General features: G+C 64.0%; 28 protein-coding genes. 17 read left to right on the top strand and 11 right to left on the bottom strand.

Going from position 1 to position 25,434, the window contains the following annotated elements:
- The first annotated feature begins 2 nt into the window (after window positions 1–2).
- Genes Q0319_RS09810 through Q0319_RS09775 form a run of 8 tightly spaced genes read left to right on the top strand, consistent with a single transcriptional unit; the run spans window position 3 to window position 7,127 of the window.
- Window positions 3–797 (top strand): xanthine dehydrogenase family protein subunit M, encoded by a 795-nt coding sequence (locus Q0319_RS09810; RefSeq protein ID WP_296464644.1) that lies wholly within the window; start codon window positions 3–5, stop codon window positions 795–797.
- 54 nt (window positions 798–851) lie between these two features.
- Complete coding sequence (locus tag Q0319_RS09805; RefSeq protein WP_296464641.1) at window positions 852–1,304, top strand: carbon monoxide dehydrogenase subunit G; 453 nt, start codon at window positions 852–854, stop codon at window positions 1,302–1,304.
- Window positions 1,301–1,801, top strand: a complete 501-nt coding sequence (locus Q0319_RS09800; protein WP_296464638.1) for a (2Fe-2S)-binding protein — start codon at window positions 1,301–1,303, stop codon at window positions 1,799–1,801. The genes Q0319_RS09805 and Q0319_RS09800 overlap by 4 nt, the downstream gene beginning before the upstream one ends.
- Window positions 1,794–4,163, top strand: coding sequence for a xanthine dehydrogenase family protein molybdopterin-binding subunit (locus tag Q0319_RS09795; RefSeq protein WP_296464636.1), 2,370 nt, complete (start codon window positions 1,794–1,796; stop codon window positions 4,161–4,163). The genes Q0319_RS09800 and Q0319_RS09795 overlap by 8 nt, the downstream gene beginning before the upstream one ends.
- Window positions 4,160–4,888 (top strand): enoyl-CoA hydratase/isomerase family protein, encoded by a 729-nt coding sequence (locus tag Q0319_RS09790; RefSeq protein ID WP_296464632.1) that lies wholly within the window; start codon window positions 4,160–4,162, stop codon window positions 4,886–4,888. Before Q0319_RS09795 ends, Q0319_RS09790 begins: the two co-directional genes overlap by 4 nt.
- A 56-nt stretch (window positions 4,889–4,944) precedes the next feature.
- Entirely contained in the window at window positions 4,945–5,913 is a 969-nt protein-coding gene (locus Q0319_RS09785; protein WP_296464629.1) for a tripartite tricarboxylate transporter substrate binding protein, read from the top strand.
- A 57-nt stretch (window positions 5,914–5,970) separates the two neighbouring features.
- Window positions 5,971–6,702 (top strand): SDR family oxidoreductase, encoded by a 732-nt coding sequence (locus tag Q0319_RS09780; RefSeq protein ID WP_299452030.1) that lies wholly within the window; start codon window positions 5,971–5,973, stop codon window positions 6,700–6,702.
- Between the two features lie 11 nt (window positions 6,703–6,713).
- Complete coding sequence (locus tag Q0319_RS09775; protein ID WP_296464623.1) at window positions 6,714–7,127, top strand: hypothetical protein; 414 nt, start codon at window positions 6,714–6,716, stop codon at window positions 7,125–7,127.
- Here the strand turns inward: Q0319_RS09775 and Q0319_RS09770 are convergent.
- The gene (locus tag Q0319_RS09770; protein WP_296464619.1) at window positions 7,124–7,813 is read right to left on the bottom strand and encodes a TetR/AcrR family transcriptional regulator; all 690 of its coding nucleotides are present in this window, start codon (window positions 7,811–7,813) and stop codon (window positions 7,124–7,126) included. The two genes, Q0319_RS09775 and Q0319_RS09770, sit on opposite strands and share 4 nt — an antisense overlap.
- A 161-nt stretch (window positions 7,814–7,974) precedes the next feature.
- On the opposite strand from Q0319_RS09770, the gene Q0319_RS09765 reads away from it, so the two are divergent.
- The 3 genes from Q0319_RS09765 to Q0319_RS09755 all read left to right on the top strand — a co-directional run bounded on the left by Q0319_RS09765 (window position 7,975) and on the right by Q0319_RS09755 (window position 10,806).
- Window positions 7,975–8,805, top strand: coding sequence for an alpha/beta hydrolase (locus Q0319_RS09765; RefSeq protein ID WP_299452027.1), 831 nt, complete (start codon window positions 7,975–7,977; stop codon window positions 8,803–8,805).
- A 95-nt stretch (window positions 8,806–8,900) separates the two neighbouring features.
- On the top strand, window positions 8,901–9,875 hold the full coding sequence (locus Q0319_RS09760; RefSeq protein WP_296464613.1) for a tripartite tricarboxylate transporter substrate binding protein: 975 nt from the start codon (window positions 8,901–8,903) through the stop codon (window positions 9,873–9,875).
- Window positions 9,876–9,900: 25 nt separating this feature from the next.
- Window positions 9,901–10,806, top strand: a complete 906-nt coding sequence (locus Q0319_RS09755) for a LysR family transcriptional regulator (RefSeq protein ID WP_296464611.1) — start codon at window positions 9,901–9,903, stop codon at window positions 10,804–10,806.
- A gap of 24 nt (window positions 10,807–10,830) precedes the next feature.
- Here Q0319_RS09755 and Q0319_RS09750 read toward each other — a convergent pair whose 3' ends face one another.
- The 4 genes from Q0319_RS09750 to Q0319_RS09735 all read right to left on the bottom strand — a co-directional run bounded on the left by Q0319_RS09750 (window position 10,831) and on the right by Q0319_RS09735 (window position 14,012).
- Window positions 10,831–12,015 (bottom strand): FAD-dependent monooxygenase, encoded by a 1,185-nt coding sequence (locus Q0319_RS09750; protein WP_296464609.1) that lies wholly within the window; start codon window positions 12,013–12,015, stop codon window positions 10,831–10,833.
- A 4-nt stretch (window positions 12,016–12,019) separates the two neighbouring features.
- Window positions 12,020–13,021 (bottom strand): tripartite tricarboxylate transporter substrate binding protein, encoded by a 1,002-nt coding sequence (locus Q0319_RS09745; protein WP_299452024.1) that lies wholly within the window; start codon window positions 13,019–13,021, stop codon window positions 12,020–12,022.
- Window positions 13,022–13,157: 136 nt separating this feature from the next.
- Window positions 13,158–13,622: a MarR family transcriptional regulator gene (locus tag Q0319_RS09740; RefSeq protein ID WP_299452022.1), complete on the bottom strand. Its 465-nt coding sequence runs from the start codon at window positions 13,620–13,622 to the stop codon at window positions 13,158–13,160.
- Between the two features lie 108 nt (window positions 13,623–13,730).
- Window positions 13,731–14,012, bottom strand: a complete 282-nt coding sequence (locus tag Q0319_RS09735; protein ID WP_296464600.1) for an HU family DNA-binding protein — start codon at window positions 14,010–14,012, stop codon at window positions 13,731–13,733.
- 363 nt (window positions 14,013–14,375) lie between these two features.
- Here Q0319_RS09735 and bioB point away from each other — a divergent pair, with 363 nt between their 5' ends.
- The gene (gene bioB / locus Q0319_RS09730; protein ID WP_299452020.1) at window positions 14,376–15,371 is read left to right on the top strand and encodes a biotin synthase BioB; all 996 of its coding nucleotides are present in this window, start codon (window positions 14,376–14,378) and stop codon (window positions 15,369–15,371) included.
- Between the two features lie 3 nt (window positions 15,372–15,374).
- Here bioB and Q0319_RS09725 read toward each other — a convergent pair whose 3' ends face one another.
- The 6 genes from Q0319_RS09725 to Q0319_RS09700 all read right to left on the bottom strand — a co-directional run bounded on the left by Q0319_RS09725 (window position 15,375) and on the right by Q0319_RS09700 (window position 20,212).
- Window positions 15,375–15,935 (bottom strand): DUF1415 domain-containing protein, encoded by a 561-nt coding sequence (locus Q0319_RS09725; RefSeq protein WP_296464594.1) that lies wholly within the window; start codon window positions 15,933–15,935, stop codon window positions 15,375–15,377.
- 10 nt (window positions 15,936–15,945) lie between these two features.
- Window positions 15,946–16,836 (bottom strand): cation diffusion facilitator family transporter, encoded by an 891-nt coding sequence (locus tag Q0319_RS09720; RefSeq protein WP_299452017.1) that lies wholly within the window; start codon window positions 16,834–16,836, stop codon window positions 15,946–15,948.
- 104 nt (window positions 16,837–16,940) lie between these two features.
- Window positions 16,941–17,639, bottom strand: a complete 699-nt coding sequence (locus tag Q0319_RS09715) for a hypothetical protein (RefSeq protein ID WP_299452015.1) — start codon at window positions 17,637–17,639, stop codon at window positions 16,941–16,943.
- A gap of 97 nt (window positions 17,640–17,736) precedes the next feature.
- On the bottom strand, window positions 17,737–18,384 hold the full coding sequence (locus Q0319_RS09710; protein ID WP_299452013.1) for a carbonic anhydrase: 648 nt from the start codon (window positions 18,382–18,384) through the stop codon (window positions 17,737–17,739).
- 73 nt (window positions 18,385–18,457) lie between these two features.
- Window positions 18,458–18,907, bottom strand: a complete 450-nt coding sequence (locus tag Q0319_RS09705) for a hypothetical protein (RefSeq protein ID WP_296464584.1) — start codon at window positions 18,905–18,907, stop codon at window positions 18,458–18,460.
- A 330-nt stretch (window positions 18,908–19,237) separates the two neighbouring features.
- Window positions 19,238–20,212 (bottom strand): tripartite tricarboxylate transporter substrate binding protein, encoded by a 975-nt coding sequence (locus Q0319_RS09700; protein WP_299452011.1) that lies wholly within the window; start codon window positions 20,210–20,212, stop codon window positions 19,238–19,240.
- Between the two features lie 303 nt (window positions 20,213–20,515).
- On the opposite strand from Q0319_RS09700, the gene Q0319_RS09695 reads away from it, so the two are divergent.
- The 5 genes from Q0319_RS09695 (at window position 20,516) to groL (ending at window position 25,336) form a co-directional block, all read left to right on the top strand.
- A complete protein-coding gene (locus tag Q0319_RS09695; RefSeq protein ID WP_296464578.1) occupies window positions 20,516–21,430 on the top strand; it encodes a LysR family transcriptional regulator in 915 nt (304 codons plus the stop codon).
- 143 nt (window positions 21,431–21,573) lie between these two features.
- On the top strand, window positions 21,574–22,386 hold the full coding sequence (locus Q0319_RS09690; RefSeq protein ID WP_296467051.1) for a TauD/TfdA family dioxygenase: 813 nt from the start codon (window positions 21,574–21,576) through the stop codon (window positions 22,384–22,386).
- A 197-nt stretch (window positions 22,387–22,583) separates the two neighbouring features.
- Window positions 22,584–23,210 (top strand): diguanylate cyclase, encoded by a 627-nt coding sequence (locus Q0319_RS09685; protein ID WP_296467054.1) that lies wholly within the window; start codon window positions 22,584–22,586, stop codon window positions 23,208–23,210.
- Between the two features lie 161 nt (window positions 23,211–23,371).
- Window positions 23,372–23,689 (top strand): co-chaperone GroES, encoded by a 318-nt coding sequence (groES, locus tag Q0319_RS09680; RefSeq protein ID WP_296467056.1) that lies wholly within the window; start codon window positions 23,372–23,374, stop codon window positions 23,687–23,689.
- A gap of 24 nt (window positions 23,690–23,713) precedes the next feature.
- Entirely contained in the window at window positions 23,714–25,336 is a 1,623-nt protein-coding gene (gene groL, locus Q0319_RS09675; RefSeq protein ID WP_296467060.1) for a chaperonin GroEL, read from the top strand.
- The last annotated feature ends 98 nt before the right edge of the window (window positions 25,337–25,434 follow it).

The following is a 25,434-nucleotide window of genomic DNA, read 5'->3' as shown; positions in this document are numbered from 1 at the left end:
GTGTGTATCCCCTGAGCTATGTGAGACCGGCTTCCCTCCAGGAAGCGCTGGACTGGTTGGCTCGCGAATCCGAGGCTCGCCCACTGGCGGGAGGCATGACGCTGATCCCCACGCTGAAGCAGCGCCTGGCAGCACCGTCGCACCTGGTCGATGTGTCGCGCTTGCCCGAGCTGCAAGGCGTGTCGCTTTCCCAGGGCGTCCTGTCCGTGGGCGCCGGAACGCGCCACGCCGAGATGGCGGCCTCGCCGCTCGTGCGCGATGCGATTCCCGGCCTGGCGGGGCTCGCCGGCGTCATCGCCGATCCGCAGGTGCGCAACCGCGGCACCATAGGCGGGTCGGTAGCCAACAACGATCCTGCCGCGGATTATCCGGCGGCCGTGTTGGGGCTGGGCGCCACCGTCGTTACCAGCAAACGCCGCATCGCGGCGGACGACTTTTTCCTCGGCATGTTCGAGACCGCGCTCGAACCGGATGAGCTCATCGTCGGGTTCGAGTTTCCTGTGCCGCGGCGCAGCACCTACGTGAAATACCGCCACAAGGCCACCGGCTACGCGGTGGCCGGCGTTTTCATCGCGGAAACCGATGCCGGCCCGCGGGTGGCGGTGACCGGCGCGGGGGCGTGCGTATTCCGCTGGCGCGAGGCAGAGCGCGCGCTCGCCGAGGGCGGGTCGGTGGACGAAGCCCCCCTGGAAGAGGATGGCCTGAACGACGACCGCGCGGGCAGCGCCGCATATCGCGCGAACCTCGTTCGCGTATTGACGCGAAGGGCATTGGCGGACCTCAAGCCCGCCGCCTGATCGAGCAGAACCTAGGGCGCCGGCCGTGCCGGCGCCGCATGAGTCGGAGACAGCATGGAACTGAAGGGATCGCATCGGCTGCAAGCGCCGCGTGAGGTGGTGTGGAAGTATCTGAATACCCCCGAGGTGCTGCAAGCCTGCGTGCCGGGGTGCGAGTCGTTTACCGAGACGGGGGCCGACGAATACGCGGCCGTGGTGGTTGCCGCCATCGGTCCGGTCAAGGCGCGGTTCAAAGGCACGCTGACCATCACCGACAAGCAGGCCCCGGAACAGTACAAGATCGTGGGGCAGGGCGATGGTGGCATGGCCGGGTTCGGCAAGATGGTGGCAGACGTCGTGTTGGAGGAGGACGGCGAGGGTACTGTCCTGACCTACAACGCCCAGGCCCAGGTGGGCGGCAAGCTGGCCCAGATCGGGTCGAGGATGATCGGATCCGTCGCGGGCAAGCTGGCCGAAGAGTTTTTCCGGCGCTTCAGCGCCACGGTGGGTGAGAAGGCGCAGGCATGATCAAGGTTGAACTTTGCGTGAACGGTCAACCGGTCAGCCGGGAAGTCGATGACCGCACGCTCCTGGTGGAATTTCTACGTCGTGAACTGGGTTTGACGGGTACGCACGTCGGCTGCGACACGAGCCAATGCGGCGCATGCACCGTCAAGCTTGATGGCGTTGCAGTCAAGTCGTGTTCCGTGCTGGCCGCGCAAGCGAGCGGCGGCGAAGTGGTGACCGTGGAAGGGCTCGGCAGCCCCGAAGCCTTGAGCGAGGTCCAGCAGGCTTTCGTTGCCTGCCACGGGCTCCAATGCGGTTTCTGCACTCCGGGCATGATGATGGCCATCGATTACTACTTGGATACCGACGGATCGTTGGAGGACGAAGACATCCATCGTGCGCTGGAAGGCAACATCTGCCGCTGCACGGGATATGTCAACATCATCCGCGCCGTCAAGCACGCCGCACAGGCGCGCATCGCAGCGGGCAAGCCGCTGGGGAAGGCGCGCCATGGATAAACTGGTCGGCAAACCCTTGCCCCGGGTCGAAGACATCCGCCTCGTCAGCGGAAAGGGGCGCTACACCGACGACGTGAATCTTCCGGGCCAGGCCTATGGCGCCTTCGTGCGCTCGCCGCACCCCCATGCGCGGATCCGCTCCATCAACATCGAGGCGGCCCTGCGCGCGCCGGGCGTCATCGCCGTGTTGCGCGGCCAGGATTACCTCGACGACGGGCACCAGGGCATGGACCACATACCCAATCCTGCCGCGGCCGTGGAGTTCAAGGAGCGGGCCTTCACCCATTCGCTTACCGGTTCCATTTTCAACCAGCGGCACTTGCCGTTGGTCGTGGACCGGGTTCGGCACGTCGGCGAGCCGGTGGTGCTCGTGGTCGCGCGCTCGGTGCGCGAGGCCCGCGATGCCTGCGAGCTGGTCGACATCGATTATGAGCCGCTGCCGGCCGTAGTGGATGCGGTGCGTGCGATGGAAGAGGGCGCGCCCCAGCTCTGGGAAGGCGCGCCCCGGAACCTGTGCTTCCAGTCGCGCATCGGGGACGACGAGGCCGTCCGCAGTGCTTTCGCGCGCGCCAAGCATGTCGTGCGCCGCGAGTTCCGCAACAGCCGGATCGTCAACTGCCAGATGGAGCCGCGCTCCGTGCTGGCCAGCTATGACCCGTCCACCGGGGAATACCTATTGATCGCCGGCAGCCAGGGCGTGAACCGCCAGCACATGTGCATGGCCGACGCCTTGCGCATTCCCCCCGAGAAACTGCGGGTCGTGTCGTACGACGTCGGCGGCGGATTCGGCCCGCGCAGCTGCGTCAATCCAGACCAGCTGGCGATACTGTGGGCCGCACGCAGGGCGGGCTGCCCGGTCAAGTGGACGAGCGATCGCAACGAAGCCTTCCTGGCGGATTACCAAGGCCGGGACCAGGTCATACGCGCGGCCATGGCCTTCGACGAAGAAGGCCATATCCTCGCCATCGACAACGAAATCATCGGCAACGTAGGCGCGCATACGGTCTCGTACGTGCCGCTGGCCAACGGATCCCGCATCATGACCACCGTCTATCACGTTCCCGCCGCGGCGGCGACGGTGACGGCGGTCCTGACCAATACGCCGCCCACCGGTCCGTACCGCGGGGCCGGCCGGCCCGAGGCCACGCACGTGATGGAGCGCATGCTCGACATCGCGGCAAGCGAGCTGGGCATCGACCGCATCGAATTGCGCCGCCGGAACCTGATCCGGCCCGAGCAAATGCCGTATCACAGCCCGATGGGCCTGACCTACGACAGCGGGCAGTTTGCCGCCAACATGGAGCGCGCGCTGCAGGTGGCCGAGTGGCAGGATGCGCCGGCGCGCAAGCAGGAAGCGCGAGCGCGCGGCAAGTGGCTCGGCATCGGTCTGGCGAACTACGTGGAGTCTCCCGTCGGTGCACCGCGCGAACGCGTGGAGCTCACCGTCGAGCCGGGCGGGTCGATCGACTGCGTGATCGGCACCCAGAGCACCGGCCAGGGGCATGAAACCACGTTCCGCCAGGTGTTGGCCGACGAACTGGGCGTTCCGCTCGAGGCCATCGTCATACGCACGGGAGACACCGACTTCGTGAAGGTGGGGGGGGGCTCCCATTCCGATCGCTCCATGCGCTTGGGCGGCCAATTGCTGGTCGAAGCCTCGGCACAACTGCGGGATGCCGGAAAGCCCGTCGCGGCGAAGCTGCTGGAATGCGACCCGGCGAACGTGCGCTTCGAGGAAGGGCGGTATGTCGATGCGGCGAGCGGCCGCACGGTCGGCCTGTTCGAGGTGGCGGCCCGCATCGAGCAAGACGGCATGCCGGGCAACGTGGACGCGCGCAAGTATCGCGCCACCGCCGAGTTCAACGGCCGCATTCCCGCCCATCCCACCGGCTCGGCGATCTGCGAGCTGGAGGTGGATCCGGAGACGGGCGATGTGGAGATCGTCCGCTATACCTCTATCGACGATGTCGGACGCCCCATCAATCCGCAGATCGTCGAGGGCCAGGTCCACGGCGGATTGGCGCAGGGCATCGGCCAGGCCTTCTTTGAGGACTATCACATCGACCCGGACACCGGCCAGGTCTTCAGCGGTTCGTACATGGACTACGGAGTGACCCGCGCCGGATCGATGCCGGCGAGGCTGGACGTCGAGCTCACCGAGGACCCGACCCGCGGCAACGTCCTCGGGGTGAAGGGCGGGGGAGAAAGCGGCATCACGCCGGCCACGGCCGCCATATTCAACGCCCTTTCCGATGCGCTGGCGAGCGCGCTGGGCGAGCGCTGGAAGGAGGAGCTCCCCATGCCCGCGACACCGCCGGCCATCTGGGAGGCCATACGGCGTGCGCAGGGAGCGCGGCAATGAGCGCGCCCGTGTTGATCGAGCGCAGCGGCGGCCTGCTGGACATCGTCCTCAATACGCCTGAGAACGGCAACCTGATGAGCGCGGAGATGGGCGGCATCATCATCGATGCCGTCTCGAACCTGGATGAGGACGTGCGCCTCGTGCGGCTCTCCGGCAAAGGGGAGGATTTCTGCGCCGGGCGGGTATCGCCCATGCCCAAGCCCGGCTCGGCCCCGACGGGGGAGTTCCTCCGCCGGCAGGTCGCCTTGCCGGCCCTGGCGCTTTATGACGCCCTCAAGAATACGCCGGTGCCGGTGCTGGCCGTCGTGCAGGGACGGGCCTACGGGGTGGGATGTGCGCTCGCGGGTGTCTGCGACATCACCTTGGCGGCCGACGATGCGCAATTCCAGATTCCGGAAATGGAGCGCGACATTCCGCCTGCGCTGGTGATGTCTGCGCTCACGGGCCGGGTGCCGATCAAGACCATCGCCCGCATGGTGTTGACTCGCGACGTAGTCGGTGCCCCGCAGGCGCTGCAGGCTGGGCTCGCGAGCGAGGTGGTGCCGCGCGATGCCCTGCAAGGACGCGCCGATGCGATCGCGGCGACCGTGCTCGGCTGCAGCGCTGTCACGGTACGGGCCGTCAAGCAATTCCTGGAACTGGCGCCGGGACTGTCCCCCGCTGCGTCGAGCAGCCTTGCCGGTCATCTCTCGGGGACGGCGCTGTCGGCAAAGTTTGAACGCTGAGTCGCGTGCGGGGCGCGCCCCGCATGGCAACGAGACACAACAAGGAGACGATATCTATGGTGAAAAAGACCTTGGCCTCGCTGGCTATGATTTGTGCTTTCGGAGCGGCCATGCCGGCTGCCGCCGCCGAGTATCCGACGCGGCCGGTGCGCATGTTGCTCGGCTATCCCGCCGGTAGCGGCATCGATAACGTCGCGCGCCAGGTGGCGGCCGGCCTGGAGAAAGAACTGGGGCAGCCGGTGGTTGTCGAGAACAAGGCCGGCGCGCTCGGGAACCTGGCGGCGGATTTCGTCGCGAAGTCCACGCCGGATGGCTACACCATCCTGTTCACGCCGAATTCCACGCACGCGGCCAATATTCACCTTTTCAAGAAACTGCCGTTCGACCCGATCAAGGATTTCATTCCGGTCGGGACGGTGGCCAGCCTGGGTTTCGTGCTCGTGATCGCGCCGGAACACACCAAGGTCAATTCCGTGGCCGAGCTGACGGCCATGCTCAAGGCCGCGCCGGGCAAGTACTCGTGGGGCAGCGGCAATGCGACGGGGCAGGTTGCGGGCGAGCTGTACAAGACGCTGGCCAAGGTCGACGCGGTCAACGTCCCTTATAAAGGCGTGCCGCCGGCCATGACGGACCTGATCGGCGGGCGCACCACCTTCATCTTCGCCGACGCGACGCTGGCTGTTCCGCAGGTCAAGGGCGGACGCATCAAGGCCCTGGCCGTGACGGGCAGCAAGCGCTTGACCTCCCTGCCGGACGTTCCGACCATGGCCGAGGCCGGCGTGGAAGGCTACGACCTCTCCGGCTGGTTCGGCATCTTCTTGCCGGCCAATGCGCCTGACAGCGTGCGCGACAAGTTGAGCACCTCCCTGCACAAGGTGATTTCCAGCCCGCAGATGGCGAGCTTCCTGCGCGGCATCGGAGCCGAACCCTATCCGGGCGGGCCGGACGAGCTCGCGCGCGTGGTGGCGGTCGACACCGAGAAGTGGGGCAAGATCATACGCGCCGCCGGCATGACCGCGGAATGAATGACCTTCGGCGTGCAAGTCTGCACGCCGTTTTTTTGCATGGGGAGAGACTTCGTCATGGTAAGCCTCGAAGGCAAGGTGACCCTCGTGACTGGCGCCAGCTCGGGTATAGGCCGAGCGATCGCCATCGCATTTGGAGAGCTCGGCGCCAAAGTCGTGGTGGCCGCCCGTCAACGGGAGGCGCTGGAGGAAACCGCCAACCGGGTGCGGGAAGCGGGGGGCGAGGCATTGGTCTGCGTCGCGGACATCAGCCGCGAAGATGACGTGCGGCGCTTGTTCGCGAGCGCGATGGAGGCGCATGGCCGCCTGGACGTGCTCGTGAACAACGCGGGGGTGACGACCAGCCAGCCCATCGAGGAGATGAGCCTGGAGACGTGGCGCCAGGTGGTGGACGTGAACCTCACGGGAACCTTCCTCTGCAGCCGAGAGGCCTTCCGCATCATGAAGCCTCAGGGAGGTGGGCGCATCATCAACATCGGCAGCGTCGCCGCCAAGGTACCCCGGCCCAATTCGGTTCCGTACACTACGACCAAGCACGGCCTGTCGGGCATGACCCACGCCCTGGCGCTCGACGGCCGCGACCATGGCATCGCGGTCAGCATTCTTCATCCCGGGGTGACCGAATCGGCGTTGGCTGCCAAGTCCGGCCGCAAGTTCGAACCGGGCGACCTGATGAAGGCTGAAGACGTGGCGCGCGTGGCCGCGGTGATGGCGACGTTGCCCCACGACGTCAATTTGTACGAGAGCACGATGTTTCCGCTCTCCATGCCGTTGCTGGGGAGGGGATAAAATTCGGGGGCATGAACGCCCCGTTCCCCATCCGCAAAGAGTGTCCGCCGGGCGCATGCATCTGCGACCGCGATCGACTGCTGGCCGATCCGAATGCAGACATCCGCATCCTGCGCTTGACCCGGGAGGAGGAAAAGCGCCTGGTGGCGAGGCTGGAGAGCATCTCCAGCTTCGAAGACCTCAAGCACATGGAAGCGCGCATGCACGCGCTATTGGGCATCGTGCTCCATATCACCCCGAGCGTCCGCGGCGTGCGCACCGTGCGCGGGATCAGTATCGAAGTCGAGGCGCAACCGGGGCTTTGCCGCAAGACGCGAGAAGCGATCCCGGCCGCCATACGCCGCTGCTTCGAAAGAAAGCCTGAGATCGTCTATGCGCTGCTGGACTCCTACGACCTCCTGGGCGGCGGGCAGCTCGCACCCTAAGTCTGTTGTAGCGCCCGACGTTCGGCGTCGGCAGGGCTCAATCCTTCGATCGCCAGTGTCAGCAGGGACCGCAGCGACGCCAATCCCGCCGAGGGCTTGGGAGCGGGCTGGCTGAGCCACCGCCGAACCTCGGTCAGGTAGATTGTGACGAACAGCGCGGCAATCAGGTCCGGGTCGGCTTGGCTGCCGATGTCACGTTGTTCCTGCTTGCGGCGCACGACGTCGGCCAGCAAGGCGTAAATATTGGCCCGGCGCGCGTAAAACCGGCGGGTCTCGTCCCCCCGGTCGGGATTGGTCGAGAGGAAGTCCGACGTGGCCTGGACGGCCGGCCGCGATATTTGCGGATGCTTCGCCCAATAGCGGTAGCGCAGGCCGAAAAACGCCATGAGCAGGTCGATCAACGGTTCGTCCCGCCGCAATAGCTTGGCCCCTTTCTCGGTGATCGCGTCCAGGTCGTTGTTGACGATCATCATCAACAGATCGCGCTTGTCCTCCGCGTACACGAAGATGGTGCCGATGGCGACCTCGGCCCGTTGTGCAATCTCTCGCGTGGTGGCGGCCTCATATCCCTTTTCCAGGAATACGTCCCGCGCGGCCTGCTTGATGCGACGAAGCTTGTCGAGTTTGCCGCGTTCTCGCAGGCCGAGTTCGGAAGCAGTTGCGGGCGCTACAGACGGGTTTTTCATGAAGAAAAGGACGCGACGTGGGAAGCCAAAGGCATGTGTAAACGGCCGCTTATTCTAGAAGAAAAGGTGCGCGCGGCCCCTATGGGGACTTGACTAAGTAAGGCAACCTTATATAAGGTTAAATGATTAAATCAAGAGGTCAATGGCCGGAGGAGGCTGATTTGGATGCAAGCGTCGTAGACCCGGAGTCCCTGGCTACCGTCCACGAGGTAATGTGCGGTGGAAGGCGGATGACATGGCGGCAATGGGGAACGGGCCCTGTGCTCGTGCTGATACACGGCACGGCTGGTTCGTGGACCCACTGGAAGCGCAATGTGTCGGCGCTTGCCCGGCATTTCACCGTATTGGCGCCCGACCTACCCGGCCACGGCGATTCCGAATTGCCGGAGGGAGAGGTTTCCTGCGCACGCTTCGCGGCGCTGCTGTGGGAAGGCATCGATCAACTGGCCGGAGAAGGGCCGGTCGCGATTGCCGGATTTTCCCTCGGGTCGGTGCTGGGTGAAAGCATGGTGCTGCAGCAGCCCGAGCGCGTGCGGCAGATCACGCTCCTGCGCGGGACCTTCCGGCCCATGGTGCCCAAGGGGCCGGAGCTGCTGCGTTGGCGCGGCATCGACGATCCCGTCGAACGAGCTCACATTCACCGGCACAACTTGGCTGTCTCGATGTTCGGGAATCCTGACCGGATCGACGACGAAGCCGTGGCGATCCAGGCCAACAATGTGGAGCGATGCCGGCTGGATGCGCGGCCGTTGCTTGCCAGCCGCCAGCTCGAAGCCTTTTCCGCGCTGCGCTGTGCCGTGCATGGAATCGCCGGCGAGCACGACGTGTACGGGGGCGGCGACGTGGAGGCGCAGGGGCGGGCGCTGCGGGAAATCCTGCCGCATGCCACCTTCGACATGGTGCGCGGCGCCGGGCACTGGGCGATCTACGAGGCAGCCGATGAAGTCAATGCGATGATGGTAAATGCCCTAATGCGTAATCTGCAGGGATGATTCATCATGGTTGCTCAAAGTTGAGCTTGATCAAGATAAAGGGAGAGTCTCGGCGGCATGCTGCCGGATGAGGCCTCTAGTTCTACAAGGAGACAATGGTGAAAAAGAGCATTCTTTTGGCCGCGGCCGTCGCGGCGGCGTTCGCCGCATCGGGCGTTCAGGCGCAAAGCGATTTTCCTAATAAACCGATCAGGATGGTGGTGTCGTTCCCACCCGGTGGCAGTACCGACCTCATCGCGCGCGTCATGGCTCCCATCATGACCAAGCATTTGGGGCAGCAGGTGGTCGTAGAGAACAAGGGCGGCGCGGGCGGCAACATCGCCGTGGAGTACGTGGCAAGGTCTGCCCCGGACGGTTACACGGTCGTCTTCAGTGGGGCCGGCGCGCTTGGCATCAATAGCGTGCTGTACCGCAACCTGTCGTTCGATCCCGTCAAGGACCTCACACCCGTTAGCCTGGTCGCCTCCTCGCCGTTCGTGCTGGTCGCACCGGCCAACTCTCCCTACAAGGATATCCGGGAGGTGGTGGCCGACGCCAAGGCCAATCCCGGCAAGCTGTCCATCGGCCACGGTGGGCAAGGCACCGTCATGCACTTGGCGAGCGAACTCTTCAACGAACTGGCGGGCGTCAAGACCGTACTGGTCCCCTACAAGGGCACGGGCCCGGCCACGAACGACGCCATGGCCGGCCAGATTCCGCTGGCAATGAGCGATACGCCGAGCTCCGTGCACCTGATCAAAGAGGGGCGGCTCAAGGCCCTCGCGGTCACGACCACGGAGCGCTCGTTCTCGCTGCCTGACGTGCCCACGCTGGAAGAGGTCGGGATCAAGGGGTATGAAGCCATGGGATGGTTCGGCATTGCCGCGCCGGCCGGCACCCCGGAGCCCATCATCAAGCGGCTGAACGAGGCGATCACGGCCGCGCTGAAAGACCCCGAGGTGATCGCGAAGGCCCGCGCGGCGGGCGCCGATGCGACGCCGACCACTCCCCAGGGCCTGCGGGACCTCATTGCACGGGACATGGAGAAATGGGGCAAGATCGTCCAGCGGGCGGGGATCAAGCTGGACTGATGTGAAAAAGTGAAATAATTGGCGCATGAATATTTCATTGCGCCAATTACGAGCCTTCCTGGGCGTTGCGGCATCCGGAAATTTCACCCGTACCGCCCAGCGGCTGCACCTGAGCCAGGCGGGGCTGAGCGCCACCATCCGCGAACTGGAATCGCAGCTCAATACCCGCTTGTTCGAACGCACCACGCGGGCCGTGGTGCTGACCGAGGCCGGCAAGGCGTTCTTGCCTTCTGCCGAGCTGGTCGAGCGTGAACTGACTGCTGCCGCCGCCCGCTTGAAGGAAATGGGGCGCCAGGAGGGCACTACGCTGCGGCTGGCCTTCACCCCCCTCATGGCCGCCAACGTCGTGCCGGAAACGCTCAAGCGCTTTCTTGCCGAATATCCCGGCGTGGAAATCGAAATCGTGGCTGGCAGCCCGCTCGAAATCCAGCAACTGGCAGAAACGGGCGAAGCCGATGCGGCGTTCGGCGCATTCTTCACCAAGGTATCGGGCCTGGTGCGCAAGCCCTTGACCTCATCCGGGCTGCTGGCGGTGTACGCGCCGGGGCGGTACCAACCCGTTCCCTCCACCCCCGGCGCGGACGATACGACCTGGGAGATCCTGCGCGGCCAACCCTACATCGGGCTCACCGAGGACAGCCCGATCCATCAATTGACCGAGAACGCGCTATACAAGCGCCAGATCGACGTCGGTTCGCGGATGGCGGTGCAACACCTCGATACCGCCCTCGGGATGGCCGAACAGGGGTTCGGCATTGCCATCGTTCCGGCATTTTCGCAAAGCGCGTGCGCGCGTTATGCGGTCGAATCGCGCCGCATTACGCCGGAGGTGTCGTTTGACTTCAGCTATGTGATGCGGGCCGGCGCCCCGCTTCCGGAAACGCTGGCCCGCTTCGCCTCGATCTTCAAGGTCGTGATGGAGGGGGAGTGATTCCCCCGCGGCTGAGTTGCTCGCTTATACGGGCACGGTCTCCACGTCATACGTGAAGAGCCATTCGTAGCGCTCCTTGACGCGATCTTCGCTCCATTCGCGGTCTACGTAGGCCGCGGCGCCCTCGGCATGGGCCAGTTCCCGGTTGTGGAAGCGCACGGCGTTGGCATTCGAGCCGTTGATGACGGCCGCGGTGCGGTCTTTCCGGGCGTCTTCGTAGCGCTGCAACGCTTCTTCCGGATCGCCATAGGTGCGTAGCGCGCGCGCCAGGATGTAGCCATCCTCCAGGGCCATGCCTGCCCCTTGGGCCAGGAAGGGCAGGGTCGGGTGGCAGGCATCGCCCAAGAGCGTGACGCGGCCGCGGCGCCACGTTTGCATGGGGTCGCGCACCATCAGCGCCCATTTGTAGGGGATGTCGATGGCCCGTACCAGGATGTGCACGTCCTCGTTCCAGCCCTTCAAGTCGTTCAGGCATTCTTCCGTCGTGCCTTGCTGGGTCCACGACTCGACCTGCCAGTCCGAACGCTCCACGGCAGCCACGAAGTTGACCAACTTGAAGGCATGCAGGGGATAGTGAATAACGTGCGCACCCGGTCCCACCCAGTTCACGCCCAATGGCCTGCGCAGCCGTTCGGGCAGCTTCTCGGCCTGGATTACGCCGCGCCAGGCCACGAGGCCCGAGAAGCGCGGGCTGTCGGCCCCGAATAGCTGCTGGCGGACCTGGGAATGGACCCCGTCGGCGCCCACCAGGACGTCGCATTCGAAGCTGCGACCGTCCGCAGTGTGAACCACGATGTCCTTGCCACGTTCTTCATAGCGCACGAACTTCGCGCCTAGGACGATCGCGTCGGGGTCGGCGCGCCGCACGCCCGCGGCGATGGCGCTGTGCAGGTCGGCACGGTGCACGGTCAGGTACGGATAGCCGTAGAGCTCGCGCGAAACATCGCCCAAGTTGAAAAGCGTCCACGTCTGGCCCGTGTTCCACAGGCGCACGATCTTGCCTTCGGGTTCGCACGCCAGCGGCATGAGGTCGTTTTCCAGCCCTAGCGCGAACAGGACGTGGACCGCGTTGGGCCCGAGCTGGATGCCGGCACCGACTTCCTTGAGTTCGGGCGCCTGCTCGAGGATGCGTACCTGAAAACCTTGTTTGAGGAGGGAGAGGCCGGCGGTGAGTCCGCCCAGGCCGCCCCCGGCGATGACGATGCGCATGAGTTCAATCCACAGAAGTGTTGGTGCGTTTGATCAGCTCGGCCCAGCGACGCGTGTCGTTGGTGAGGAACTGCTTGAATTCGGCGGGGGTGGTCTTGATGACGTCCTGTCCTCCGGCTTTCATTTGGCCGACAAGTTCGGGGTCATCCTGGGCGGCGTGCAGCGCGGCATTGAGCTTGCGGACCACGTCGGCAGGCGTGCCAGCCGGTGCGACGAGCCCCGTCCAGGAATAGGACTCGAAGTCGTGCCCGTAAATTTCCCGTACGGTGGGAACGTCCGGCATGTCCGGGGAACGCGTGGCGCCTCCCGTGGCCAAGACCTTGGCGCGGCCTGACTCGAGGTAGGGACGCACGACGGTAATCGTTTCCAGCGTCATCTCGATTTGTCCGCCCAGCATGTCCGCCAAGGCCGGCGCGCCGCCTTTATAGGGCACGTGCAGCAGCTTGGCACCCGAAACCTCCTTGAACCATTCGCCGGTCAGGTGATTGATCGAGCCGTTCCCGGCCGAGCCGTAAGACACCTTGTTCTTGGCCGAGTAGGCTGTCAGCGCCTGCAGCGAATCGACCTCGAGGGACGAGCGCACGACCAGGAGAATGGGGCTGCGCGCGACGAGGCCAATGTGTTCGAAGGATTCCAGGGGCGAGTAGGAGAGATTGCGGTACAGGCCGGGCGCCACGGCCAGGCTACTCGTGCTCGCCCAAAGCAAGGTATAGCCGTCGGGCTTGGAGCGCGCCACGTGTGTGGATCCGACCGTGCCGCCGGCGCCGGCCCGGTTCTCGACCACGACGGGCTGTCCGAGCTGCTTGGCAAGCGCCTTGCCCACCAACCGCGCCGTCGTGTCGGTGGGGCCCCCGGGCGGGAAGGGGACGACGATGGTAATGGGCCCGGTCGGGAACTCGGCCGCGCGGGCAGGCGCAGAGGCGCAAGTGACGGCCAGCGTCGCGGCAGCCAGTGCGCCCAGGTACATGCGGCGGGACGGAGATGCCGCTTTAGTCCGTGCGTTCATCAGGGTCTCCTCGGTTGTTCTTGCCGAGGGGCACTATAGGATGAAGCGCGGAGCTAAATGAATCACATAATAATTATGGAATCACAACCGTTTTCGATAGAAAAATGGCGGCCCCGCGAAACCGCGCGCCGGACGGTCATGGCAGCTCGTCCCATCGGCTGCGCAGGTCGCTGATGACGGTGCGCAGCAGGCTGCGCAGGGTCTTCAGTTCCTTGGGACTTAGGCTGCGGAAGGCATCTTCCTCCAGCTTGGCCATGTCGCGGGTGCCGGTCTCGACCACCTCGCGGCCCGCAGGCGTGAGGGTGATGCGCAGGATGCGCCGGTTGTTGCTGTCTTCCCGGCGTTCGAGCAGGCCGCGCTCTTCGAGCGTCGTCAGAAGCTGCCCCATGGATTGCGGGGTCACGTAAAACCGGCGGGAAAGATCTGCAGACGACAACCCTTCCCGATGCGCGACGACGGAAAGCACCGTGAACTGGAGGCCGGTGACGCCGTAGCGCCTCAGGAGCGCGTCGCTGAAATTGCGCAGGGGGTGGTGAACCTGAGAAATCAGGTAGGTGGTGCTCGGACCGCCGAAAGGGTCGGATGAAGCCTCGGTGGACAAGAAATGACTCCGTGGAACGACGAATTGCCGCCAGTGTAAGGCAGACTTATATATGCGGACCAGCGGAGAGCACCGAAGCCGGCAGGCTTCGATGCAATGTTCCGACGCTTACTTGACGTCGACGGCGTCCTTCAGGACTTTGGCAGCGGTAAAGGCGGGAGCCTTGCGGGCGGCGATCTGGATGGCCTCGCCCGTACGGGGGTTGCGGCCGGTCTTGGCGGCCTTTTCCTTGACCGAGAACTTCCCGACGCCCGGCAGCACGACCTCATTGCCCTTGGCCAGCGACTCGCGCAGGGCATCGCCCAGCGCATCGATGAAGGCCTCGGAAACATTCTTGGGTTGTTGGGTGCGCTCGGCCAGAGCGTCGATCAGTTCCTTCTTGGTGCGCATGCGTACTCCTTAAAAAATTATGGCAGACCGGACCGATGGACCGCTGCCAATGCACAGAGCCGGCATTCAAGCAATCTTGGAGAAGAAATGCAAGTCCGGCACGGGGGAGACGTCGTCTTGCGCAGCGCGCGCAAGGGCACGTTCCCCGGGAGGGTAACGCGCCCTCGATACATCTGGTGAACAAAATTGCAACGACGGTTTAACGTCGAAATAGCTGCTGCTTGGCCAAAATTCGCGGGGTTGGAGGCAAGATCGCCGATCTTCGCAGAAAAAGACGGAGGGTTTCCGTTTGAAGCCCCGGCTGGCTTTGCTTACCATGTGTCGCTTCCGGCTTTGCCTCATGCGTCACTCGAGGAGTGCTTCATGCAAATCGATCCCGTCCCTGTCCCGGCTTCCTCTGCTGTTCCATCCCGCCGCAATGGCTCGGCCTGGAATGTGGACGAGGTGATGGCGTTGTTCGAGATGCCTTTCGCCGACCTGCTTTTCCGGGCCCAGGACGTCCACCGGCGGCATTTCGACGCCAATGCGATCCAGCTGTCCACCTTGCTATCGATCAAGACAGGGGGGTGCCCGGAGGACTGCGGCTACTGTCCGCAATCCGCCCGGTACGATGCCGGTGTCGAGTCTGGGAAGCTCTTGCCGTTGGATGACGTGCTCACGGCGGCGCAGGCGGCCAAAGACAACGGTGCGACCCGCTTCTGCATGGGGGCGGCTTGGCGCAGCCCCAAGGCGCACCAGGTCGAGGCCGTATGCGAGATGGTCCAGGCCGTCAAACAACTGGGGCTCGAAACCTGCGTCACGCTAGGCATGTTGAAAGACGCGCAGGCCCAGCAGCTGCGCGAGGCCGGACTGGACTATTACAACCACAACCTCGACACGGCGCCGGAGTTTTACGGAAGGATCATCACCACGCGGACCTACCAGGACCGGCTGGATACGCTGGAGCGCGTCCGCGAGGCTGGCATCAAGGTCTGCTGCGGGGGGATCGTCGGCATGGGCGAGTCGCGCCGGGAGCGCGCGGGCCTCATCGTCCAGCTGGCGAACCTGGACCCGTATCCGGAGTCCGTACCCATCAACCATCTCGTCCGCGTCCAAGGCACCCCGCTCGCGGACGCTCCGCCCCTGGATGCGTTCGAATTCGTGCGCACCATTGCAGTGGCCCGCATCACGATGCCCGAGGCCAGGGTCAGGTTGTCGGCCGGCAGGGAGGAAATGAACGAGGCATTGCAGGCGTTGTGCTTCTTGGCAGGCGCGAACTCGATGTTTTATGGCGACCGCCTGTTGACGACTGGCAACCCGCAAATAGAAGCCGACCGCAACCTGCTGCACCGCCTGGGCATGCGGGTGGATGCAGGGTAGGCCTCATATCCCGAGTTTCTTCCAGCCTTCGTGCCCCAATGCGCGCAGGGTGGCGATGTTGCGCTCGTAAATCCGCTCAGCCTCGGGAAACGCTTCCACCGCGCGTTCCACGCTGGCCTCGCGCAACAGGTGAAGAATGGGGTAGGGGGAACGGTTGGTGTAGTTTGCGATGTCGTCGGGATCAGTGTCGGCGAACTGGTAGTCAGGATGGAAACTGGCAACTTGGATTTCGCCTTCCAGGCCTAGCGCTGCCACCGCCGCGTCGGCGGCGTCGAGAAAATCGTTGTAGGCATGGAAATCGGCCAGCGCCCAGGGGTGGATGAGCAGCACCGTGTCCACCTGCTCGGGATCGGCTTGGGCCAGGGCCTTGAGTTCCGCGGCCAGGTCTTCCAGGAGTGCGTCGGCGTCGCGCGCTTCGCTGACCACGTAGCGGATCTGGTTTCTGACATGGACAGCCTTGGCGAACGGGCACAGGTTCAAGCCGATGACGGCTTTTTCCAGCCAGGAGCGCGTGGCGTCGATGACGAGCTGGCGGGAAAGCGTTTCGGGCGGGGGAGTAAACATAATAATGATGTCAGCCGGTAAGGATGTCGCGCGAGGCGGCGTGGGAGGATGCCGGCTCCAGGTGAATGACGATGGTGCTGCCTTCGACATAGGCCTCGATGGCGGCTTCCAGTCGGTCGCAAATGTCGTGCGCCGTGGCCACCGAAATCTCACCCGGAACCACGAGGTTGAACTCGATGAAAACCCGGGCGCCCGAGCGACGCGAGCGTAGCGAGCCAGGCTGGAGTGCCCCGCCTCCGACAGTGCGTATGATATGGCGGATGCCTTCGAGGGTTTCCGCAGGCAACGCTTCGTCCATGAGGCCACCTAGCGAATCCCGCATCAATTGCCACCCCGACCACAGCACGTGCAAGGCCACCAGGCCGGCAATGATGGCGTCCAGGCGCTGCCATTGCGTGAGCGCCGCCAACCCGACGCCCAGGGCGACGCCTAGCGAGGATGCGACGTCCGTCCAGAGGTGCTTGCCATCGGCGACCAGGGCCGGAGAACGCCACCGGCGGCCATAACGTATCAGCATGGCGGCCCACAGCCCGTTGAGCAGCGTCGCTCCTAAGTTGATGGCCGTGCCCAGCAGCGGGGTCTGCAGCGGCCTGGGATGCATGAACGCTTCGTACGCTTCGCGCAGGATGGCCAAGGCCGCGATCAAGATCAGCGTGCTTTCGAGTACGGCCGAGAGATACTCGGCCTTGTCGTGGCCGTAGGGGTGATTGGCGTCGGCTGGCATGGCGCTGACCGACACGGCGATGAGCGTAATGACGGCCGTGGCCACGTTGACGATGCTCTCCAGTGCATCGGAGTACAGCGCGATGCTGCCCGTGACCCAATAGGCCGTGAACTTCAGGCCGAGTACGACGACGCCGACGGCAATCGTCACCAGGCTGAAACGCGTGGCGCGGGTCATCGGGAAGCTCCCTCCCGCAGAGCGGCGAAATGGGGCATGCAGTCAAGGCAGGGTGGGCTGGTCTTGGCATTCTAGGCCTTGTCAGCGGCGCCTGCATTGCTGCCTCATGGGCGGCCGAGGCCAGGGACGATGCTACGCAGGTCTGGCAGTTGGAAGGATTCGCGGGGCAGCTCGAAGCGGGCGCCTTGCGGCGTGCGGGCGTCGAGGGATTCGACCTTCAAGCGGTCGCCGAACCGGAGCAGCCCCAGGCGCTCGCGCTGGAGCCTGCTCGCCAAATCGTCGGCGCCGGCGGGCAGGACCGTGCCCGCGAGCCTCGCGAGATTCTTGCCGAGCTTGAGCGCAGCGGAAGTCAGTTCGCCTGCGGCCGGGTCAGGAGCTAGGACCAGTTCTTCTGTTCGCCGCCGCCGCTGGCCGTCCTCATAGGTGAGTAGGTAGATCGTCCCCCGCACGCCGGCGACCACCTCGGGCCGCTCAGTGGGCTGTAGGGAGACGATGGCGCTGACTTGTTCCAACGCCGCGGTGGGGCTGGGCATCAAACTTCCCGCCATGCGCATCAAGTCTTCGGCCTGCATGACCACCTGGCGGCTGCTTACGCGGGTGACCGCATAGATTCTCTCGCCGCGGGCCAGCAGATAGCCGTCAGGGCCCTGGGGCGACGAAGCGCGTACATTGCCCCCCGCAAATTCCACGGAGGCCGAGAAGGGGCGGCCGCGGTCGTCCACCCCGGCAAGCTTGGCAACTCCGCCGGCATGGGCCAGCAAGGGCAGGCAAATCAGCGCCCCGAGGGCGATGCGTGACATCATGGCGTCCAACTCCGTCCGTATTCGTATGTAGTCGTGCGAAACGGTTGGACCGCGGGGGCGGGATGACGTTGCGTAAAAGTTGTTGCGCGGCGGGCAATCAAGCCTGAGCCGGCTCGTCGGTAACGGGGTGGAACGCTCCGGTGGCCGGGTCGCGCACCATCAGCACGCCGGTTGCCACGCCGAAATAAGCACCGTGCAGCTGCAGCTGCCCTTGTTCGACCTGGGTACGCACCCAGGGAAAGGTCATGAGATTGGCGAGGCTGTGTTCAACCGTGGCCAATTCGAGCTGCCGGATGTATTTGCCGGGGTTTTCCCCGGGTGGGACGATGCGTTCGACGACCGGGGCGATTTGCTGCATCCACTTGCCGATGAAATCTCCGGCCGAGAGTGGCTGGGCGCTATTGGCGACGGCCGAAATGCCGCCGCACAGCGCGTGCCCCAGGACCACGATGTGCTTGACTCGCAGCGATTGCACCGCGAACTCGAGCGCGGCGCTGGTACCGTGGTAGTTCTGGGTGCCTCCCTCGTAGGGAGGCACCAGGTTCGCGACGTTGCGCACCACGAAGATTTCACCCGGACCGGCATCGAAAATGACCTCCGGCGCGACGCGCGAGTCGCAACAACCGATGACCATGATCTCGGGCTTCTGTCCTTTCTCGGCAAGCGATTCGTAGCGGGCGCGCTCGCCAGTGAAGCGGCCGTCGAGGAAGGACCGGTAGCCGGCCGTGAGTCGTGTCGGGAACATGCGGGTTATAAAGTCGCGGGAAGATTGATGACTGATGATACCAGTCGCAGCGGGCCGGACCCCGGCATGGGCCTCAATGCGAGGCGTCCTGCGTGGCGCGCAGGCGCACGACCGCCTGCGACAGCAAGTGCAGCGGGTCTTCCGAGGCTATGACGGCTGCATCGTTCACGGTCAGGACAAGGACGCCGGCCGGCAACTCGAGCAACTGCAGCGAGCCCGGCGGTATGGCAATGCCAGCCTTGGGGGCGATGATCTTGAGGGTGGTGAGCAGCGCCGCGATTTCCTCGCGGTCATAGATCGGATGCCAGTTCGAGAGCCTGTCGAGTACCTCGCGGTACAAGGGGGCGCCGGGGTGCTGCAAGGCTTGCTCGACACCGAAGATCTGCGCACTCCAGAGACCCCTCTCGTCGGTTTCGATGGTAATGGCGTCGGCGGGGATATCCGGCCTGAGCGTCCGCACCACCATTCGCAAGCGGGCCTCCGCCATGTAGCGGGTTTCGTGCGACGAAGGGGGAATGCGCATATCACCGTCCGGTTCCATTCACGAGTCCAGCTTAGCGGTATGCCATGGGGCCAGGGGTTACAGCGCCGTTGCTGGCATTTCCGGGTTTAACACGCGCATGGAATTGCCTGGCCAGCGTGTAGAAAGTACCGTTTTTTTCGCGCGCCCCGGCGCTGCGCGTGCAGATATGGGAATGACGTGGCGCGCGGCATGCACGGCACCGGACGCCGGGGCGGTGGACGTATAGCGGCCCAAATAAAGAAAAAAGAAAAGGGGCCGATCGACGGATTTGCGATCGGCCCCGGGACGCAGCCGGCCGAGCGATGCCGCCCGGCGGTTGCGGGCACCGGCTTATTCGGGCTGTACGCCTGCAGCCTGCGCCACGGCGCGCCAGCGTGTCACTTCGCTGCTCACGAAGGCAGAGAATTGTTCTCCGGTCATGGGCTTGGGCACGACGCTGCCGGTTTGCTCGATGCGCTTGACGTAGTCGGCGTCGGCCAGGATTTTCACGAGCTCCGCATTCAGTCGCGTACTCACGTCTGCCGACATGCCTGCCGGGCCAAACAAGCCGGTCCAAGTGGTGACATTCAGCTTGCTGAGGCCCGCTTCTTTGAAGGTCGGCACGTCGGGCAGCGAGGCCGAACGCGTGTCGCTACTAATGGCCAAGGCTCGGAGCTTGCCGGCGCGCAGGGCGGAGAGCGTGTTGGGGATGGTCTCGAGCATCAGTTGCACCTGGCCGCTCATCAGGTCGGGCATGGCAGCGCCGCCGCCCTTATAAGGCACGTGGGTGATCTCGGCTTGGGCCTCAGACTTGAACAGTTCGCCAGCCAGGTGGGAAATGGCGCCAATGCCGGCAGAGGCATAAGACAACTTGTCGGGGTGGGCGCGCGCATAATCCATGAGCCCCTGAAGATTATTGGCGGGCAGGCGGGGATTGACCACGAGCACCAGGGGGCCGTCGGCGAGCGGCCCGATCGCCGTGAAGCTCTTGGATACGTCGAAGGGCAACGTCTTTTTCAGGACGGGATTGATGGCGTGCGTGCCGATGGTGCCGAACAGCAGGGTATAGCCGTCGGGTTGAGCGCGCGCCACGTAATCCGAGGCGATGATGCCGGCCGCGCCGGGTTTATTTTCGACAACGACGGGCTGGCCGACGCGCGCCGCCAACGAGGCGCCGAAGGCGCGGGCCAGGATGTCGGAAGAGCCCCCGGCAGCAAAGGGGACTACCAGGGTAATCGGTCGGGTCGGGTAATTTTGAGCTTGTGCGGCAAAACCAAGGGACGCAATAACCGAGGCCGCACAGGCGCGCAGCATGATTTTTTTCATGGCAATACTCTGGACGAAAAGAAGTTATTTATTCGGCCAAAAGACCGGGGTTTGGGGAAAAAAACCTTGTGTCTCCTCCGAATTTGTGGGGCAAGCCTTTTTGCCCAATGACCCTGACCGAACGAAAACCTGGCGACCGGCTCTCGCGTTTCGTCTATGGTTCAATGGTTAATTAGTGACACACTAAAAGGGTCGACTCATCGGTGTCAAGCAATTTCCGTCCAGGCTTGCGAAAATCGCCTTTAGACGTGAAGATAACAACGAGTTATGCAATATTTGCATTTCTGTTAGCTAGAGAGCGCAATGGATTTCAAGCAGCTGGAGTATTTCGTCCGAGTCGCCGAGCACGGTAGTTTCAGCCGGGCCGCCGCGGCACTGGGGGTAGGGCAGCCGTTTCTCAGCCGGCAAGTGCGGCAACTCGAGCTCGAATTGCGAAAAACCCTGTTCCATCGGCATGGGCGGGGCATCGTGCTCACCGACGCGGGCGAGCAGTTTTCCCTGTTCGCGCGAAGCGTGCTCCAGCAGCTCGACGCAGCGACGCAAGTCTTGTCGCGCTCGGAGTCGGAGATCACGGGCAGGGTGGTGATCGGCCTACCCCCCTCGCTGGGACGGGTGCTCACGGTTCCATTGGTGCGCGCTTTCAGTGAACGTTTTCCGCTCGCCAAGCTGACCATCGTCGAAGCACTGAGCATGGCGCTTTACGAGCGCTTGATATCAGATAAGCTGGATGCTGCGCTGATGTATGACCCGGTGGTCTCTTCGCTGACGGAGATCGAGCCCATCGTGCGCGAGCCGCTCTGCCTCATACTGCGCAAATCGGACGAGCGCGAAGAAAACAAGCCGCTGGCCTTCTCCTGCCTGTCCCAGTACCGATTGATTTTTCCGTCCGAACCCCATCCCCTGCGGATGCTGGTCGAGGCCGAGGCGGCGCGCCAGAGCGTTGCGCTCGATATCGCGTTCGAAATCGATGGCGTCGAGGCCATCGTGGCGCTGGTGAACAAGGGATTCGGCGCCGCCGTCGTCCCTTACAACCTAGTGCGGGCGGGCATGCAGAGCCACGAGTTATGCATCCATCCGCTGGTCGAGCCGGTCATAGGCGGGGTCATCGCGCTTGTGACGCACAGCCGGCGCCCGCCCACCTTGCTGACCACCAAGACCGTGGATTTGCTTCGCCAAACGGCTGCGGACACGCTGGTGGGAAGCACGTCCTCATCTTGAGGAATGCAAAAACTGAATAACTAGTAGTCGCTTGGCGGACTAGCTGAATCGGGCCCGCAGGCGCATGATTCCGTTCGTGCCGGATGGGCGACAGACGTTGCCGCCGACTCATGTCCGGGTTTTTCGGATCAGGAATCTTTATTATGAAATACGAATGCATCACCGTTACCCCGATATCTCCGCATATTGGGGCCGAAATCGGCAACATCGATTTGACCCGTCCGCTGAGCGATAAAGAGGTTGCGGAACTGCGCGCCGCTTTCATCGAATATCAGGTGATTTTCTTCCGTAACCAGAAAATCAGTTTCGAAGATCAAATCCGTACCGCCAGCTATTTCGGGAAACTGGGCAAGCACGTCGGCGTCAATACCATCAGCAAGACCACGGACAACCCGTACGTCCGCAAATTCCACTACGACGAGACCTCCAAGCAGATCTCGGGCGAGAACTTCCACAGCGACCAGTCCTGCGCCCCGATCCCGCCCATGGCCAGCATGCTCTACAACCACACGGTGCCTCCGCACGGCGGCGGCGACACCATGTTCGCGAGCATGTACGCGGCATACGACGCGCTTTCGCCGAGGATGAAGGCCTACCTGGAAGGCCTGACCGCGACGCATGACGGCACGCGGGTGTTCGGTGCCGGCACGCCGATCTCTTCTCATCCCGTGATCGCGCGCCACCCCGAAAGCGGCAAGAAGCTCATCTTCGTCAACACCGACTTCACCTCGCACATCAACGAGTTGCCCAAGCTGGAAGGCGACCGCATCCTGCAATTCTTGGTCGATCACTGCAACAAGCCCGAATGGACCTGCCGCTTCCGCTGGGAGCCGCATTCGATCGCCTTCTGGGACAACCGTTGCACGCACCACAAGGCGATCTGGGATTATTGGCCCAACGTGCGCTCGGGTTTCCGGGTCCAGATCGAAGGCACCGAGCCTCCGATGCCCGGCTGATTTTCCCCGGTTTTTTCCGCTGGATAAAAGGCGGCTTGCTAGGCAAGCCGCCTTTTTTGTTTGGCCTGCCTTCCGGGGCTGCAGGGGTGCTTGAACGGGGCGACATGGCGCGATAAATTTTTTGCACGAAGCCCGGCGGCCCCGCGTCCCGCCTCCCGCGCGCGAGCCGGGGCCGCGTAAATCGAATCGGAGGCAGGATGAACGTCTTTGAAACGATTTCGGCCCATGCCGCAGCCATGAAGCTGCCTATTTATGCGGTGACCGCGACTACCGTGCCGAAGCGCGACACGCCGGTCCTCCTCATCATCCACTGGCATGGCTTCGGGCGGGAAACGCCGCTGAAACTCGAGGGCGTGCCGTTGCCCCTGCGGGCGGTAGCCGGCTCCGGGCTGCAGCTCGAGGTGCAGGGGGAAGGCATTTCGGCCATCGAACAGGCCTTGCTCGATGCGGCCTGGCAATTGGGGGCTTGGGACCTGGAGCGCCTCGTGAGTCGCCCGTGGTGGCGGCTGGGGGCCTCGGCCAGCGAAGCACTGGCCGGCCATCGCGCCTTTGGCGACTATCCTGATGCCACCGAGCCCGGGGTCATCATGGAAGCGCCGGATCGCGACGGCATGCTGCGCATGGCCGCCCACAAGGGTTATGTGCGCTGGTTGTTCCGGCCCCGCAAAGGCGGCCTCTGGCAGTTGACAGGCGACGAAGACAGTACGCTGGATAGTGCCGGTGGCCGCGCGCTGCCGTGCCCGGTCGTGCCATACCCGTTCGAAGCAGGAAAAGACGGTCGCGCCGTCTATCGATTGGGCAGGGTCGACCGCATCATCCTTTAGTTACATTTTGTTTCAAATTGCGCAGGCGGCAGCCTCTTGAAGGTTTGCCGCCTGCTCATATTTTCCGGTCCGCGGCGCAGGCGCCCCTCCCGGCGCGAGGCGCGGCGCCTGTCTCGCCTGTATCCCTTTCTGGTGACCTGTAATCGCTTAGGAGATTGATCATGAAGATTCGTCCCCTTCACGACCGGGTAATCGTCAAACGAATAGAACAACAACGCCAGACGGCCTCGGGCATCGTGATTCCGGACACCGCAGCGGAAAAGCCCGAGCAGGGGGAAGTCATCGCCGTGGGTCCCGGCAAGACCCTCGATGACGGCAGCGTGCGTCCCCTCCAGGTGAAGGTCGGCGATCACGTGCTGTTCGGCAAATATGCCGGCCAGACGGTGAAGATCGACGGCGAGGAATTCCTCGTCATGCGCGAAGACGATGTGCTCGGCATCCTCGAGGACAAGCAGGGCGAACTGAAGAAAGCCGCCTAACGATAGGATTGCGAGGAAAACGATATGAGTGCAAAAGACATCAAGTTCCATGACGGTGCCCGCGCGCGTATCGTGCAGGGCGTCAACATCCTGGCTGATGCGGTCAAGGTCACGCTTGGCCCGAAGGGCCGCAACGTGCTGCTCGAACGCAGCTTCGGCGCGCCCGTGGTCACCAAGGACGGCGTCTCCGTGGCCAAGGAGATCGAGCTGAAGGACAAGTTCGAGAACATGGGGGCCCAGATCGTCAAGCAAGTCGCCTCCAAGACCGCCGACGTTGCTGGCGACGGCACCACGACCGCTACCGTGCTGGCCCAGGCCATCGTGCAGGAAGGCATGAAGCACGTCGCTTCGGGCATGAACCCCATGGACCTGAAGCGCGGCATCGACAAGGCCGTCAATGCCGTGGTCGAAGAGTTGAAGAAGCTCTCCAAGCCGATATCCACCAACAAGGAGGTGGCGCAGGTTGCCGCGCTGTCGGCCAACGCCGATGAAGCCGTGGGCAAGATCATCGCCGAGGCGATGGAAAAAGTCGGCAAGGAAGGCGTGATCACCGTCGAAGACGGCAAGTCGCTGGAGAACGAGCTCGACATCGTCGAGGGCATGCAGTTCGATCGCGGCTACCTGAGCCCGTACTTCATCAACGATCCGGAAAAGCAGATCGCGGTCCTGGAAGAACCGTTGATCCTGCTGCACGACAAGAAGATCTCCAACATCCGCGAACTCTTGCCCGTGCTCGAGGCGACGGCCAAGGCTGGCAAGCCGCTGCTCATCGTGGCCGAGGACGTCGAAGGCGAAGCGCTCGCGACGCTGGTGGTCAACGCCATGCGCGGCGTGCTCAAGGTTGCGGCCGTCAAGGCCCCGGGCTTTGGCGATCGCCGCAAGGCCATGCTGGAAGACATCGCCATCCTCACGGGGGCGACCGTCATCTCCGAAGAAACCGGCAAGCAGCTCGAGAAGGCTACCCTGGAAGACCTTGGCCGCGCCAAGCGCGTGGAGGTGCAGAAAGAGAACACCATCATCATTGACGGCGCTGGCGAACAGTCGCGCATCGATGCGCGCGTCAAGTCCATCCAGAAGCAGATCGAGCAGGCCACCAGCGATTACGACCGTGAAAAGCTGCAGGAGCGCGTGGCCAAGCTGGCGGGCGGCGTGGCCGTGATCAAGGTGGGCGCCGCGACCGAAGTCGAGATGAAAGAGAAGAAGGATCGCGTCGACGATGCCCTGCACGCGACTCGCGCCGCAGTGGAAGAGGGCATCGTGCCGGGTGGTGGCGTCGCGCTGCTGCGCGCCCGGGCGGCCGCCGAAAAAATCAAGGGCGACAACAGCGACCAGGATGCCGGTATCCGCATCGTGTTGCGCGCCCTCGAAGCGCCGCTGCGCACCATCGTCGCCAATGCGGGCGAAGAGCCCTCGGTGGTCGTCTCGAAGGTGCTGGAAGGCAAGGGCAACTATGGCTATAACGCCGCCACCGGCGAATACGGCGATCTGGTCGAGATCGGCGTCGTCGATCCTACCAAGGTGACGCGGACCGCGCTGCAGAACGCCGCGTCCATCGCCGGCCTGATCCTGACCACCGACGCCACGGTGGCCGAACTGCCCAAGGAAGAAAAGGCCCCGGCTCCCGCTGGCGGCGGCATGGACTTCTAAGCGTTCGGTTGCCCAGCAAGACCGCGCCGCGCCTGGCGCGGTTTTTTTTCGTTCGTCCGTGCCGCTTTGCGATGTGCGGGCGAGCGTTGTGTTCGTCG

This window comes from uncultured Pigmentiphaga sp., from assembly GCF_937950555.1.
Classification (GTDB): Bacteria; Pseudomonadota; Gammaproteobacteria; order Burkholderiales; family Burkholderiaceae_B; genus Pigmentiphaga.
Note: the sequence above shows the minus strand (reverse complement) of the source record. Positions and strands in the feature narration are given on the sequence as shown.

Coding starts and splice junctions, on each gene's coding strand:
- Q0319_RS09805 (WP_296464641.1), top strand. CDS start 852: ATGGAACTGAAGGGATCGCATCGGCTGCAAGCGCCGCGTGAGGTGGTG.
- Q0319_RS09800 (WP_296464638.1), top strand. CDS start 1,301: ATGATCAAGGTTGAACTTTGCGTGAACGGTCAACCGGTCAGCCGGGAA.
- Q0319_RS09795 (WP_296464636.1), top strand. CDS start 1,794: ATGGATAAACTGGTCGGCAAACCCTTGCCCCGGGTCGAAGACATCCGC.
- Q0319_RS09790 (WP_296464632.1), top strand. CDS start 4,160: ATGAGCGCGCCCGTGTTGATCGAGCGCAGCGGCGGCCTGCTGGACATC.
- Q0319_RS09785 (WP_296464629.1), top strand. CDS start 4,945: ATGGTGAAAAAGACCTTGGCCTCGCTGGCTATGATTTGTGCTTTCGGA.
- Q0319_RS09780 (WP_299452030.1), top strand. CDS start 5,971: ATGGTAAGCCTCGAAGGCAAGGTGACCCTCGTGACTGGCGCCAGCTCG.
- Q0319_RS09775 (WP_296464623.1), top strand. CDS start 6,714: ATGAACGCCCCGTTCCCCATCCGCAAAGAGTGTCCGCCGGGCGCATGC.
- Q0319_RS09770 (WP_296464619.1), bottom strand. CDS start 7,813: ATGAAAAACCCGTCTGTAGCGCCCGCAACTGCTTCCGAACTCGGCCTG.
- Q0319_RS09760 (WP_296464613.1), top strand. CDS start 8,901: ATGGTGAAAAAGAGCATTCTTTTGGCCGCGGCCGTCGCGGCGGCGTTC.
- Q0319_RS09755 (WP_296464611.1), top strand. CDS start 9,901: ATGAATATTTCATTGCGCCAATTACGAGCCTTCCTGGGCGTTGCGGCA.
- Q0319_RS09750 (WP_296464609.1), bottom strand. CDS start 12,015: ATGCGCATCGTCATCGCCGGGGGCGGCCTGGGCGGACTCACCGCCGGC.
- Q0319_RS09745 (WP_299452024.1), bottom strand. CDS start 13,021: ATGAACGCACGGACTAAAGCGGCATCTCCGTCCCGCCGCATGTACCTG.
- Q0319_RS09735 (WP_296464600.1), bottom strand. CDS start 14,012: ATGCGCACCAAGAAGGAACTGATCGACGCTCTGGCCGAGCGCACCCAA.
- bioB (WP_299452020.1), top strand. CDS start 14,376: ATGCAAATCGATCCCGTCCCTGTCCCGGCTTCCTCTGCTGTTCCATCC.
- Q0319_RS09725 (WP_296464594.1), bottom strand. CDS start 15,935: ATGTTTACTCCCCCGCCCGAAACGCTTTCCCGCCAGCTCGTCATCGAC.
- Q0319_RS09720 (WP_299452017.1), bottom strand. CDS start 16,836: ATGACCCGCGCCACGCGTTTCAGCCTGGTGACGATTGCCGTCGGCGTC.
- Q0319_RS09715 (WP_299452015.1), bottom strand. CDS start 17,639: ATGATGTCACGCATCGCCCTCGGGGCGCTGATTTGCCTGCCCTTGCTG.
- Q0319_RS09710 (WP_299452013.1), bottom strand. CDS start 18,384: ATGTTCCCGACACGACTCACGGCCGGCTACCGGTCCTTCCTCGACGGC.
- Q0319_RS09705 (WP_296464584.1), bottom strand. CDS start 18,907: ATGCGCATTCCCCCTTCGTCGCACGAAACCCGCTACATGGCGGAGGCC.
- Q0319_RS09700 (WP_299452011.1), bottom strand. CDS start 20,212: ATGAAAAAAATCATGCTGCGCGCCTGTGCGGCCTCGGTTATTGCGTCC.
- Q0319_RS09695 (WP_296464578.1), top strand. CDS start 20,516: ATGGATTTCAAGCAGCTGGAGTATTTCGTCCGAGTCGCCGAGCACGGT.
- Q0319_RS09690 (WP_296467051.1), top strand. CDS start 21,574: ATGAAATACGAATGCATCACCGTTACCCCGATATCTCCGCATATTGGG.
- Q0319_RS09685 (WP_296467054.1), top strand. CDS start 22,584: ATGAACGTCTTTGAAACGATTTCGGCCCATGCCGCAGCCATGAAGCTG.
- groES (WP_296467056.1), top strand. CDS start 23,372: ATGAAGATTCGTCCCCTTCACGACCGGGTAATCGTCAAACGAATAGAA.
- groL (WP_296467060.1), top strand. CDS start 23,714: ATGAGTGCAAAAGACATCAAGTTCCATGACGGTGCCCGCGCGCGTATC.